Annotated in this window: 12 protein-coding genes; 6 read left to right on the forward strand and 6 right to left on the reverse strand. The window is 40.4% G+C overall.

Annotated features, from left to right (window positions below):
- Positions 1-105 precede the first annotated feature (105 nt).
- Entirely contained in the window at positions 106-483 is a 378-nt protein-coding gene (locus ACT53H_RS05925; RefSeq protein WP_476008855.1) for a VOC family protein, read from the forward strand.
- Between the two features lie 67 nt (positions 484-550).
- Here the strand turns inward: ACT53H_RS05925 and ACT53H_RS05930 are convergent, their stop codons facing one another.
- The gene (locus ACT53H_RS05930) at positions 551-1,024 is read right to left on the reverse strand and encodes an OsmC family protein (protein ID WP_216069870.1); all 474 of its coding nucleotides are present in this window, start codon (positions 1,022-1,024) and stop codon (positions 551-553) included.
- A gap of 164 nt (positions 1,025-1,188) precedes the next feature.
- Here ACT53H_RS05930 and ACT53H_RS05935 point away from each other — a divergent pair, with 164 nt between their 5' ends.
- Entirely contained in the window at positions 1,189-2,457 is a 1,269-nt protein-coding gene (locus tag ACT53H_RS05935) for an exonuclease SbcCD subunit D (protein WP_476008906.1), read from the forward strand.
- Between the two features lie 9 nt (positions 2,458-2,466).
- A complete protein-coding gene (locus ACT53H_RS05940; RefSeq protein WP_476008856.1) occupies positions 2,467-6,063 on the forward strand; it encodes an AAA family ATPase in 3,597 nt (1,198 codons plus the stop codon).
- Between the two features lie 120 nt (positions 6,064-6,183).
- Here the strand turns inward: ACT53H_RS05940 and ACT53H_RS05945 are convergent, their stop codons facing one another.
- Entirely contained in the window at positions 6,184-7,026 is an 843-nt protein-coding gene (locus ACT53H_RS05945) for an undecaprenyl-diphosphate phosphatase (protein ID WP_443271493.1), read from the reverse strand.
- 107 nt (positions 7,027-7,133) lie between these two features.
- Positions 7,134-7,826, reverse strand: coding sequence for a YggS family pyridoxal phosphate-dependent enzyme (locus ACT53H_RS05950; RefSeq protein ID WP_474772108.1), 693 nt, complete (start codon positions 7,824-7,826; stop codon positions 7,134-7,136).
- Between the two features lie 126 nt (positions 7,827-7,952).
- On the opposite strand from ACT53H_RS05950, the gene ACT53H_RS05955 reads away from it, so the two are divergent.
- The gene (locus ACT53H_RS05955; protein WP_003653239.1) at positions 7,953-8,990 is read left to right on the forward strand and encodes a type IV pilus twitching motility protein PilT; all 1,038 of its coding nucleotides are present in this window, start codon (positions 7,953-7,955) and stop codon (positions 8,988-8,990) included.
- A gap of 19 nt (positions 8,991-9,009) precedes the next feature.
- The gene (locus tag ACT53H_RS05960; protein ID WP_476008857.1) at positions 9,010-10,128 is read left to right on the forward strand and encodes a PilT/PilU family type 4a pilus ATPase; all 1,119 of its coding nucleotides are present in this window, start codon (positions 9,010-9,012) and stop codon (positions 10,126-10,128) included.
- Between the two features lie 69 nt (positions 10,129-10,197).
- Here ACT53H_RS05960 and fur read toward each other — a convergent pair whose 3' ends face one another.
- Positions 10,198-10,635 carry a ferric iron uptake transcriptional regulator gene (fur, locus tag ACT53H_RS05965; protein ID WP_004794120.1) on the reverse strand — a complete coding sequence of 146 codons (438 nt, stop codon included), beginning with the start codon at positions 10,633-10,635 and terminating at the stop codon, positions 10,198-10,200.
- 111 nt (positions 10,636-10,746) lie between these two features.
- Between fur and ACT53H_RS05970 the strand changes: the two genes are divergently transcribed.
- A complete protein-coding gene (locus ACT53H_RS05970) occupies positions 10,747-11,145 on the forward strand; it encodes an outer membrane protein assembly factor BamE (RefSeq protein ID WP_003653245.1) in 399 nt (132 codons plus the stop codon).
- Positions 11,146-11,209: 64 nt separating this feature from the next.
- Here the strand turns inward: ACT53H_RS05970 and ACT53H_RS05975 are convergent, their stop codons facing one another.
- Together ACT53H_RS05975 and ACT53H_RS05980 are read right to left on the reverse strand one after the other, a co-directional pair.
- The gene (locus ACT53H_RS05975) at positions 11,210-11,524 is read right to left on the reverse strand and encodes an RnfH family protein (protein ID WP_476008858.1); all 315 of its coding nucleotides are present in this window, start codon (positions 11,522-11,524) and stop codon (positions 11,210-11,212) included.
- Positions 11,524-12,591, reverse strand: a complete 1,068-nt coding sequence (locus ACT53H_RS05980) for a hypothetical protein (RefSeq protein WP_476008859.1) — start codon at positions 12,589-12,591, stop codon at positions 11,524-11,526. The genes ACT53H_RS05975 and ACT53H_RS05980 overlap by 1 nt, the downstream gene beginning before the upstream one ends.
- Positions 12,592-12,731 lie beyond the last annotated feature (140 nt).

The raw sequence follows: 12,731 nt of genomic DNA on the forward strand, positions 1-12,731 counted from the left end.
TCTAGCACTTTCATTTATTTTACGCTCAGCATACACAATAGTCCTTTCGTGGCTATAAAGGCTATGCGTATACTTTTTGCACCATAAAAATATGTTTTAAATAATATGAACAATATTGCCTATTTTGAAATCCAGTCTTCAAACCCTGCCCGCGATGCGCAGTTTTATCAAGCTGTGTTCGGTTGGCAATTTAAACTTGATGAAAATTTACCGATTGAATATTACTGTATCGAAACGCCGTCACTCATGGGTGGACTTTTAAAACGTCCGGCTCAAACCCCACCCATGGAATATGGTACCAATGCATTTACCTGTTCGATTCAAGTAGAAAACTTTGATGAAATAGCTACAAAAATTTTAGCGCAAGGTGGTATTGTCGCGATGGATAAATTCGCCATTCCCGGCCGCGCTTGGCATGGTTATTTTGTCGATTTAGATCACAACGTTTTTGGTATTTTTCAAGTCGATGAAAATGCAGCTTAAATAGCTTATTTAACAATTTTATTAATTTATAGCCACCTTCTTTTAAATGATGGCTATTTCATATTTATTATTCGGCAAAACTAAAAGTGGCTTCACATGTAATTGGGAAATTCACCGAATTGGCAATCATGCATTCATGATGAGCCTCTTCATGTAATTTTGCCGCAAGCTCTTGGTCTGCACCTTTTTCTAAAACAACCTCAGGCTTTAAAATAATTTGAGTAAAGTGACCACGTTTGACTGGATCTGTATCTTCCATAAATCCAAGTGCGTGATCGACATAACTCAGCACATGAATATGGTTGACTGCACAAAGGTGCAAATACCAAAGCTTATGGCAAGCTGAAGCAGATGCGACCAATAAATCTTCTGGGTTCCATCTGGTCACATCGCCCAAATAGGCAGGGTCTGATGAACCTTGAATAGTGACTTTTTGAGGATGCTGAATACTAAAGTCTCGTTTATATGAACGATAAGATGAAGTGCCTGTGCCCGTATTGCCTTCCCACTGTATTTTTACTTCGTATTTATGAATGGTCATTTTTTTCTCAGAGTTTATGATTTGACCTGATAGTAACAAAGCAGCGTTTAAAGTAAAAAATTTAATTTAAGTTTTACTTTGGGCTTAAATAACGAGCACTTTAAAATGTCTTGATAAAATCTCCTGCCAATTTATGCTAACGTATCTATGTTTATTTTGGCTTGATATCTGTTTCTATGTCCGTACATTTTTTACATACTTCTGACTGGCATTTGGGGCAGTTTTTTTATAATCATTCACGACATTACGAACACCAACAATTTTTAAGCTGGTTACTGACTCAAATCCAAGAAAAACAACCGCATGCCCTGCTTATTGCTGGTGATATTTTTGATGTCATTAACCCAGGTTCTCAAGCACAAAAACAACTCTACCAATTTTTAGCAGATGCACATCGTCTTGCACCGCACATGCAAACGCTCATGATTGCGGGTAACCATGACTCAGGTTACCGTATTGAACAGGTCGAACCACTCTTAGAAAAATATAATGCAAAAACCGTGGGCGTGGTTCGCTGGAATGAAGATAAAACTCTAGATCTCGATCGACTACTTTTACCTATTTATAATCAAAATCAGGATATTGTGGCGTGGTGTCTTGCCCTGCCCTTTTTACGCTCAGTCGAAATTACGGGCTTTAATGAACATACCACCAACAGCAAAAATGCGATTGCCTATTTGCACCAGCAACTGATTGCTGAAGCAAAACGTCGTAAAACACCAGACCAAGCCCTGATTTTGATGTCGCATGCACACATGCAAGGTGGAGAAACATCTGACTCTGAACGCCCAATTATTATTGGTAATGAAGAGGCACTTTCAACAACTTTATTTGAAGATGCTGTCGACTATGTCGCTTTAGGGCACTTACATAAACCACAAAAAGTAGGCCAGCCGCACATTCGTTATAGTGGCTCACCCATTCCGCTGTCTTTTAGTGAAATTAACTATAAGCACCAAGTGGTTGAGGTCAAAATTGACCACACTCAAGAGGCAGACAGCCGTTTGCAATTTGAAGCTGTCGAAATTCCACGTTGCATACAATTGCACCGCATTCGTGGTGAGTTAAATGAAGTGCTACAACAACTTAAAGCCTTGCCTCATGGTGTGATTAAAAATATTGACCACCGTGAATATGTCGATATTGAATATTATAGCTTAACACCGCCACAGCCTAATCTACGTCAGCAGTTTGAAGCGGCCCTACCACCTGACCGCTATCGTTTAGTACGTATTTCACGTCAATATGTGAATAAAGACGCTACCGACTCAAATACCACTCAGCAAATCGCTCTTGAACCACCAACACCAGAAAAGTTATTTCAGAATATTTGGGAAAAACAAGGTTACAGCGCCGATGATGCGGTCTTAAAAGATTTTCTGAGTCTGGTACAAGAAGCACAAAAAAATCTTGAAAATGATGCAACCCCTTAAGGATATGTCATGAAAATTTTATCCATCCGAATAAAAAATCTGGCATCTCTTTCTGATGAACACTTTATTGATTTTGAAAGCGCACCCCTAGCCCATGCAGGTCTGATTGCAATTGTGGGAAAAACGGGTGCAGGTAAATCAACTATTTTGGATGCCATGTGCCTAGCTTTGTTTAATCGGGTTCCACGCCTGAAAGACAGCGATGGTAAATTAAAAGATGTTGATGGTTCAGAGTTACTGACCAATTCACCACTCACTGTCTTACGCCGTGGTACAGGCCATGGTTTTGCTGAGCTTTGCTTTATCGCACAAGATCAAAAACGCTATTTGGCGCGCTGGGAAATTAAACGTGCGCGTGAAAACCCAAATGGCAAATTACAAAGCGTGCAACGGCATTTAAAATGCCTGACTGATGGTGTCGTGCTTGCAGACAAAGCCAAAGCGGTTGATGAAAAAGTTAAACAAATTACCCAGCTTTCTTTTGAACAATTTACTCGTGCCGTATTACTTGCTCAGTCAGAAGTGACCGCATTTTTAAAAGCACGCGACAGCGAACGCGGTGAATTACTTGAGTACCTGACCAACTCCAGCATTTTCGCCAAAATCGGTGAACTCGCTTTTCGTAAAACTGCCGATATTGCAAAGCAGCGTAAACAGCTTGAAGAGTTCTTAGGCCATATTGAAATTTTGTCTGATGAAGAGATTGCTGCATTTACTGAACAATATCAGCAGGCTGAACAAAACCATCAAAAGTTAGAACAACAAAAGAATGTCTTAGACAAACAGCAACAATGGTTTGAGCGCAAAGCGAAACTTGCCCAAGAAGTTCAAGCTAAACAGCAACAGTTTCAAACCCAGCAAAATCACCATCAGCAACTTGCTCCTGAACGTGAGCAATTACAACGGCTCGAAGTTTTCTCTGAAATACGCCAGCAGGTTTTTCAACAATCTCAAAATTTACAAACGCTACAACAACTTGAGCCGCAAATTCAGCAAGCACAAACCAAGTTTAATGAGTTGGTGCAAGTGTTCGAAACGGGTCAAAAACAATATCAACTTGCAGAACAGCAGCTCAAACAGACGCTCGATTTTGAGCAACAGCATCAACAAGCTTTAAATCAAGTTCGACAGTCCATTCAAGAACGTGCCTTTATTGCCGATGAATATAAAAAGTGCAAAGAAAAGAAAAATGTATTTGAGCAAAAACTCGGTCCATTGCAACAGCAGCAAAACACTGTGCAACAGCATATTGCACAGCTTCAACAAGACCAAGTTCATCTACAACAGCAGCTTACCCAGACTCAGCAATACGCTGTATTAGACAAAGGCCTCTCAGCACATCTACATCAGCTCGGGCAGTTTATTCAAAACTATGAAGCGATTGAACAACAGCTTGGCAATCCTACCCTTGCCCGCCAAAAGGTAACGGAAGCTAAAAGTGAACTTGAACAACTGACAGCTTCACTCGGCACAGTTGAACAAATTGAGTTAAAGCTTGAACAGCAACGTAAAGACAAAGAACAAAAGCTTGCTCAAATCACTCAGCTAGATCTGACTCAACAGAAAGTTAAAATTTATCATGAGTTATATGCTGAGCTTCAGCAATTCACTGAAAAACAAACTCAAGTCTCAGCCCAAGAACAGCAACTTAAAACCGTTTGCCAGTTAGCTGAACAAGAATACCAAACAGCAAAAACTGAGCGTGAAAAGTTACAGCACATCCTGCAACAGCAGCGTTTATTACATACTGAAAATATTGAGCAGTTACGAGCCAATCTTAAAGATGGCGAAGCGTGTTTAGTCTGTGGAAGCACACACCATCCCTATCGTGTTGACAACAGTGCAGTCTCTAAAGCTTTATTCGACTTGCAGCAACAGCAAGAGCAACAAGCTATTGCACTCGAGCAAACTAAATTTAACGCATGGCAAAACCAACAACATTCGCTCACCCAGTGTAGTGCCGAGCTTGAGCAAGTTCAGAAGTACTTAACTCAACTTAAAACCAAACAATCAAGCTTGCAGCAAGAGCTTGAGCAGCAATTTAGCCTCAATCAGTTACACATTGAGCTTAATCAAACTCCTGAACAAATCTTGCAAACGCTGAACGAACTCAGACAAACCGCACAAACTGCCATAAGTTCATTTGACTCAGAAAACTTGCGTTTAGTCCAAGCGATTAAACAGCACAATCAGCTCGTTCAGTCTATTCAACGTAATGAAAGTTTGCTTAATACAGCACAACAATGGCAACAACAAGTTCAACATATTGTTGAGTGCTTGTCTGAAACAGAACAGCATGCATGGCAGCAGTCGAGTAGCCAAACGGCTAAGCAGACTTGGACTATTCTTGATACACGCGCCAAGCAGCTTGAACAACAAGAACAACTTTCACAACGTTTCGAGCAGCAGCAACAAGAACTTAAAATGTTGACTGCTAACTTTGAACAAATGGCCAAGCAAATTGATGAGATCGATCAAAATCTCAAAGAGATTACGCTTAAAGGTCAGCAAAATAATGAAAAAGCGGTGTCGCTCATTCAGCAAATGACGGGCCTTTCTGATATTAAACCGCACGAATGGCTAATTGAGCATGACGTTAAACGTCAACAACAACAAACGGCGTATCACGAGGCTAAACAGCGTTTCGAGCAAACCAGACAGCACTTTGAGCAGCAGAAACAATCGCTCGATCAGCTCAAGCATCAACATCAACACACCTCGCAACATCAACAGCAGGTTGATGAGCAAATTCAAAACTGGTTAAAAGTGCATGCTGATTTTCAAGCCTCTGATCTTACGACGCTCATGCAAATTAATTCAACTCAAGAGCAAGATATTCGTAATCGTCTTAATCATGCCGAACGTTTATTAAGTGAAGCTTCTTCTGCACTTAAGACCATGCAAGAGCAATTAAGCGAGCACTTACAAACTCAGCCAGATATTGAATATGAAAAGCTTGTTAGTCTCATTCAAGACAATATTGCAGAGCTCAAAGCACAGCTTGAAGTACGTGATCGACTGAAGCTTAAGCTTGAAGTACATCAGCAAAACCTTGCGAAGCAGCAACAATACGCTGAGCAAATTCAAAATATTCAGCAAGAAGAGCATCGTTGGAGCAAAATTTCAGGTCTGATTGGGGATGCTAAAGGTAAAGAGTTTCGTGACTATGCCCAGCAATATCACCTAGATATTTTAGTTGAACATGCCAATCAGCAACTGGCGATGCTTTCTCAACGCTATACGCTAAAACGCCTAGATCAGTCTTTAAGCCTTGCGATTATTGACCACGATATGGATGGGGAAACCCGCTCCGTTGCATCTTTATCTGGCGGTGAGTCGTTCTTAACTGCCCTTGCCTTGTCTTTAGCCATTGCCAATATGGCCTCGGGTTCAATGAAAATTGAATCGCTGTTTATTGATGAAGGTTTTGGCACTTTAGATGCCTCATCTTTGCATATGGTTATGAATGCTTTAGATCAATTGCAAAATCAGGGTCGTCAGGTCATTCTCATTTCACACATTCAAGAAATGCACGAGCGTATTCCTGTACAAATTCAGGTGAAACCTCTTGGTGCGGGTGCAAGTACGATTGAAGTTGTAGGCTAATTTATTAGGATTTCATATCTTAGACTTGATTGAATCTTATATAACAAAGGGGCGTATGTTCTACGCCCCTTTTTCTTGTATGGTCTTGTACTAATTTTTTATTTTTAAAACATCAAAAAATTAATTCACGCAGAGTACGACGATTGCGAAGCCAATACAGTACATACCGAACAAATGCCAGCGCCCATGTTCTAACCATGAAGACAACCATTTTAGCGCTAAAAGACCAGCACCAAAGCTAAAGCACATGCCCAATAAGCTTGGAACCATCGAATGGAACACTTGTCCATGCGCCACGGTTTGTAAACCTTGAGCGTGAATTAAACGATATAACTCTTTTAAAATTACTGCTGGTGTTAGTACCACAGCCAGTGCAAAACTGAACTCTTCAGCCTTTTGGCGCGATACACCTAAAAATAAACCTGTAGAGATCGTTGCACCAGAACGTGAAAAGCCACGGAAAGGTAAACATAAAGCCTGCACCGCCCCAATAATAGAAGCACTACGCAAACTGATTTCACCTTGTTGTCCGCGGTCTAAGCGCGAAGATAAAATAATCAGAACACCTGCCGAAATTAACGCAGCTGCCATAAGTTTTGAGTTACTAAACAAATGCTCAATTTCGAAACTGCTCGCTCCACCAAAGAACACATGTTTAATCAGAGATTGAAGCGCTAAGCCAAGCACACCTGTAATTAGGGTTGCCAAAATAATATAGAAGGCTTGTTTTTTAAAACTTTCCCAAGAAGAAAAATAGGTTTTTTTCCAAGATTTCCAAAAGTAGACAATCACTGCAAACATCGTACCCGTATGTAACATCACAAGTAAGAAAGTCATATCAGGTGCAGATGGATCATACCCCATTAACTTTTCAGCTAAGATAACGTGTGCGGAACTAGAAACTGGCAATAATTCAGCAAAACCCTGAATGATCGCCAGAATAAAAACATGCAATAAATCCATACATTACACACTCAAATATTAAAATATTTGGGTTATAAGCTAGGAAAATTAAATTTAAATTAACAAATTACAGTTACCCGACAAAACGTTGAGCTAAATTGTAAAAGTCATTTTTTCTCAACTGTATCGCGCTTTCCAAATAAAGCCGTTCCTACACGTACCATGGTTGAACCTGCAGCAATTGCAGCGTCTAAATCACCTGACATTCCCATGCTTAATGTGTCCCATTGTTCTGGGTGGGCATGTTTTGCTTTCACAGCATTAAACAAGGCTTTAGCATCTGCAAAAGCAGCAGTATTTTCTGGTGCTGGAATCACCATCAAGCCGCGTAATTTAATTTTTGCTAACTGGCTAATTTGAGCAACCAACTCGGCAACCTCATCTGGTGTACAGCCATCTTTACTGTCTTGCCCATCAATATTCACTTGCAAACAAATATTCAAGTCAGATTGATCTTGAAGTCTTTGATTAGATAATCGCTCAGCAATAATCAAACGATCTACACCATGCACCCAATCAAACTTTTCTGCCAAATGTTTAGTCTTGTTGCGCTGAACATGACCAATAAAATGCCATTCAATTTCTAAATCTTGTAAAGCTTCGATTTTTTCTAAAGCTTCCTGTAAATAGTTTTCACCAAATGCTCTTTGCCCTGCTGCATACATTTCACGCAAACTTTCACTCGGATGTGTTTTTGATACGGCTAAAAGTTGCACAGTTTCAGGCGCACGCTGAGCATGTTCACAAGCAACTCTGATTTGCTGTAATACGTGCTGCCGCGCATCTTGCAGGTAATTCATTGACAAGGTTCTCATTTTCAAAAAACTTTTTTGCTTTTCACCTAAAGCGAGGTGTTGGTAAGCCTCGGTGAAAGCCGTATATTATTCTACAAAATAATGACATATTTTGATTTACTTGGGGAAATTATGGATATTACAGAGCTACTCGCCTTCTCTGTGAAAAATGGCGCGTCCGATTTACATTTATCTGCTGGCATGCCACCAATGATTCGCGTTGATGGTGAAGTCCGTCGCATTAACTTACCGGCTCTAGATCATAAAGATGTTCACCGTCTGGTCTATGACATCATGAATGATAAACAACGCCGAGACTACGAAGAAAAGCTTGAAACCGACTTTTCTTTTGAAGTGCCAAATGTTGCTCGTTTCCGTGTTAACGCATTTAACCAAAACCGCGGTGCTGGTGCAGTATTTCGTACCATTCCATCTAAAGTACTTACTATGGAAGATTTAGGCTTAGGTCAAATCTTTAAAGATATTTGCGACTATCCACGTGGGATTGTATTAGTCACTGGCCCAACAGGTTCGGGTAAATCTACGACGCTTGCAGCGATGATGGACTATATCAACGAAAATCGTTATGACCATATTTTAACGGTTGAAGACCCTATCGAATTTGTACATCAGTCGAAGAAATGTTTGATTAACCAGCGTGAAGTACATCGTGATACACATGGCTTTAACGAAGCACTACGCTCGGCACTGCGTGAAGACCCTGATATTATTTTGGTCGGTGAGATGCGTGACCTTGAAACCATCCGTTTAGCACTTACTGCTGCCGAAACGGGTCACTTGGTGTTTGGTACACTCCATACGACTTCTGCTGCAAAAACCATTGACCGTGTGATTGACGTATTCCCTGCCGAAGAAAAAGACATGGTTCGTGCCATGTTGTCAGAATCTTTACAGGCTGTTATTTCGCAAACCCTGCTTAAAAAGAACGGCGGAGGGCGTGTCGCAGCACATGAAATTATGATTGGTATTCCTGCCATTCGTAACTTAATTCGTGAAAACAAAGTCGCCCAAATGTATTCATCAATTCAGACTGGGGCAAATCATGGCATGACGACACTCGACCAAAGCTTAAAAGGTTTAGTTTCTCGTGGAGTGATTAGTCCACAAACGGCTCGTACTGCTGCAAAACAGCCTGAATCATTCCTATAAAAATAATTAGAGAATAAATATGGATTTTAATGACTTACTCAACCTCATGGTTGAAAAAAAATCATCCGATCTTTTTATTACCGATGGCGTTGCGCCATCGATGAAGATTAACGGACAAATTGTTCCAATTTCAAAAAATAGTCTTTCAGGCGATGTTATTGGTCAACTCTTACATTCCATCATGAGCGAAAAGCAACGCAAAGAATTTGCGGACACTCGTGAATGTAACTTTGCCATTATGAACCGTGATAAAACTGCCCGCTTTCGTGTGAGTGCTTTTCAGCAGCGTGACATGCCCGGCATGGTACTACGTCGAATTGAAACTAAAATTCCTTCAATTGATGACTTGCAGTTACCACCTGTTCTTAAAGATTTATCAATGACCAAACGCGGCATCATTATTTTTGTTGGTGCGACAGGTACGGGTAAATCGACGTCTTTGGCTTCAATGATTAGCTATCGTAACCACAACACTAAAGGTCATATCATTACCATTGAAGACCCAATCGAGTTTATTCACGAACATGCAGGCTGCATCATTACCCAACGTGAAGTCGGAATCGATACGGACTCATTTGAAATTGCCTTAAAAAATACTTTGCGACAAGCACCAGATGTCATCTTGATTGGTGAGATTCGATCTCGTGAAGTTATGGACTACGCGATTGGCTTTGCTGAAACAGGCCACCTTGTATTGGCCACAATGCACGCCAACAACGCTAACCAAGCACTCGACCGTATCATTCACTTTTTTGAAAGTGACCGCCACAGTCAGCTCTACATGGACTTATCTCTTAACTTAAAGGCCATGATTGCTCAGCAACTTATTCCAACGCCTGATGGCAAATCTCGCCGCGCCGCAATTGAAATTTTAATTAACTCACCATTAATTTCAGATTACATTCGTAAAGGTGAAATTCATGAAATTAAAGATTTAATGAAACGCTCACGTGAACTTGGTATGCAAACCTTTGACCAAGCATTGTTTGATCTCTATAAAGCAGGCCAAATTACCTATAAAGATGCATTAAAACATGCCGACTCACCAAATGATTTACGTTTGACGATTAAGCTTACTGAAGAAGGACCTGATCAAATTGCAGGCACAAATCAGCATTTAACTTTCGACCGACAGTAATTTCCTCATAAAAAAAGGAAGGTTAAACGTAACCTTCCTTTTTTATTTGTTTTCTTTGTGTGAAAACGATTATTTCTTGCGCAGAACTTCCTGACATTCAGGTTCGTTACAGTAACCGTAGAGGTTTAATGAGTGACCCGTTAAGGTAAACCCATGTTGGTCTGCTACAGCATGCTGTTCCTTCTCGATAACATCATTAGTAAATTCAATAACTTTGTTGCAATTATGGCAAACCAAATGATCGTGATGATCTTCTTGCATAATTTCGAAAACAGAATGATTATTTTCGAAATGATGACGCTGAATGATACCTGCAGCTTCAAATTGTGTTAACACACGGTAAACTGTCGCAAGACCGACATCTTCCCCTTGTTCTAACAAAGTCTTGTAAATATCTTCAGCACTAAGATGATGTTGCTTTGAATTTTCTAATAATTCCAAAATCTTAATTCGTGGAAGGGTAACTTTAAGTCCAGCTTTGCGCAAATCTTGATTGGAAATAGGCATGAAAAAAGGTCTCTCAACAAATCTCAAGTTGGAATAGGCAATAGAATTTAGATGAAGTATGATCTATCCTTTGATCAAATGCATCATAATTTATTGGGATAGTGTAGCAAAATGCAAAAACTCGTGCTGACGTTATTAGTCACTTCACTCCTTGCTGGTTGTTCAATCTTTGGTGTATATAAGGTTGATATTCCTCAAGGGACTCCTTTGACCAAAGCTCAGGCCTCTCAAGTACAAGTCGGCATGAATTTCCAGCAAGTGCGTTTTTTGCTTGGTAGTCCAACTGTGACTGATCCCCTCAATCCTCAGCGTTGGGACTACATTTACAACTATATCCCGGGAACTTACGCTAAAAAGGCAAAAATCCCCGCAGCACATGGTCAGCATTTAAAAATTTACTTTGATGGCACTGGCACAGTAACTAAAATTGAAGGTTTAGAAACTATTCCAGAATCGCAACCAGGTTTACCTGCTTCTAAAGAAGCGATTTTAACTGCCCCACCACTATAATCGTTTTTTCTAATAAAAATAAACCCCTCAAGTGAAATACTTCGAGGGGTTTTATTTATGGGGCTTATTGCTTTAAGCGATTACTTTTAATATATCGCCCCACAGGATTTTTCTCGGCGCGGTTACGGCGTATATCCTTAGGATTAATCGTTAAAGGCCGATAGACCTCTACCCGATCACCTGCTTGTAGTACTGCATCAGCTTCTACTTTTGCACCAAATATGCCAAGTTGTAATGGCTCAGGCAAACTTACTTGCGTCTGTAATCCACTCGCTTCAACTGCTTGTAATGCTGTCATTCCAGCTTCAAATGGAATAGCAACTAAAAACTGTTGCTCTGGGGTTGCAAAAGCAACCCACACTTGCTGAGCTTTTTCCATCAGAGAATTTGTCCAACTACCGCAATCATGGCAATTACAATTGAAAGCGGTAAAACAATACGTACCGCAATACGCCACAAGTTATAGAACAACTCATTGCTAAAATTCATTGATTTACGCAAGTGGCTAATTTTCATAATCCAGCCAGCAAAAATTGCATAGATCAGGCAAATGAGTAATCCCCAAAGCATCAAAATCAGCGTAAAGATGCCGTGAAGTTCAGGCACAGCCCAAACTGCAATTGCTACAACAATAATCACCCATTGTAAAACGTACATCAGTTGACGTTGAGCAAGCTGTTCTTTAGCAAGTTGAATAAACAGAGCTGTTGTCATTACCGCCGTAAAAATCCAGGTAAAAACAGGAAGCTGTGCTTGAAGAGAAAAGAAACCAAACGCAACGACAGCAATTAACTGAGCTAACCAGATTGGAAGTACAGTTCGGGTAGCGCCTTCTTGAGAGTGAATTACAGACAAGCTATTTTGCCAGTAAAGTCCTAAGCCTAAACCACTCGCAACAAGAGCAAGCACAGTTGCATTACCCCACTCTTTAAACTCAACGTTTGTCCAATGCCAAGGCTGTAAAGTCGTTCCCATCGTATTAGCTAAAACAAGAGAAGCAATTACACCGACTGTCATTAACACAATTAAAATCTGACGTGGAATAAAAGATAAAATTAAAGCCGCAACTGCAAGACCAGCAAAAATAATTTGCCCAGAAATACTGTTATTGAGCTGTACTGTCAGTAAATTGCCAGCAGTACTCAGTACATTCCCGGCTAAAAATGGAATAAAAATAACTGCAAGCCAACCAGCCAAACGCCATTTTGGTGAACTATCTGCTTCACGAGTTAAACTCGATAAAGCATTTAAAGCAGTAGTCTTCGACCGTTTTGCTAAGGCAATTTCCAAATAACAAACTGGCAGAGCCAATAACAGCATTGTGCCCAACCACAATAACCAGAAATCGATTTGACGATCAATCTGGATCCCCATAGCGGGTGCCAATGTCGCCATAATGATGAAAGACAAGCAAAACGCCATCAGGGGCGATAACCATCGTGACATAGGTATGTCCTGCATTATGCATTCCTTGAAAAAGACTATAGATATTTTGCCCGTCTCATGCCTGAAAATCAAAGCTTGCTCAATAAAAAAAGCAAACTACCGAAACGATAGTTTGCTGCGCTAACTAAAATTATAAGTTT

It is taken from the genome of Acinetobacter sp. DMC2, from assembly GCF_056314305.1.

Coding starts and splice junctions, on each gene's coding strand:
- ACT53H_RS05970 (WP_003653245.1), top strand. CDS start 10,747: ATGCAAAAACTCGTGCTGACGTTATTAGTCACTTCACTCCTTGCTGGT.
- ACT53H_RS05950 (WP_474772108.1), bottom strand. CDS start 7,826: ATGAATTACCTGCAAGATGCGCGGCAGCACGTATTACAGCAAATCAGA.
- ACT53H_RS05980 (WP_476008859.1), bottom strand. CDS start 12,591: ATGTCACGATGGTTATCGCCCCTGATGGCGTTTTGCTTGTCTTTCATC.
- ACT53H_RS05930 (WP_216069870.1), bottom strand. CDS start 1,024: ATGACCATTCATAAATACGAAGTAAAAATACAGTGGGAAGGCAATACG.
- ACT53H_RS05940 (WP_476008856.1), top strand. CDS start 2,467: ATGAAAATTTTATCCATCCGAATAAAAAATCTGGCATCTCTTTCTGAT.
- ACT53H_RS05945 (WP_443271493.1), bottom strand. CDS start 7,026: ATGGATTTATTGCATGTTTTTATTCTGGCGATCATTCAGGGTTTTGCT.
- fur (WP_004794120.1), bottom strand. CDS start 10,635: ATGCCTATTTCCAATCAAGATTTGCGCAAAGCTGGACTTAAAGTTACC.
- ACT53H_RS05975 (WP_476008858.1), bottom strand. CDS start 11,524: ATGGAAAAAGCTCAGCAAGTGTGGGTTGCTTTTGCAACCCCAGAGCAA.
- ACT53H_RS05960 (WP_476008857.1), top strand. CDS start 9,010: ATGGATTTTAATGACTTACTCAACCTCATGGTTGAAAAAAAATCATCC.
- ACT53H_RS05955 (WP_003653239.1), top strand. CDS start 7,953: ATGGATATTACAGAGCTACTCGCCTTCTCTGTGAAAAATGGCGCGTCC.
- ACT53H_RS05925 (WP_476008855.1), top strand. CDS start 106: ATGAACAATATTGCCTATTTTGAAATCCAGTCTTCAAACCCTGCCCGC.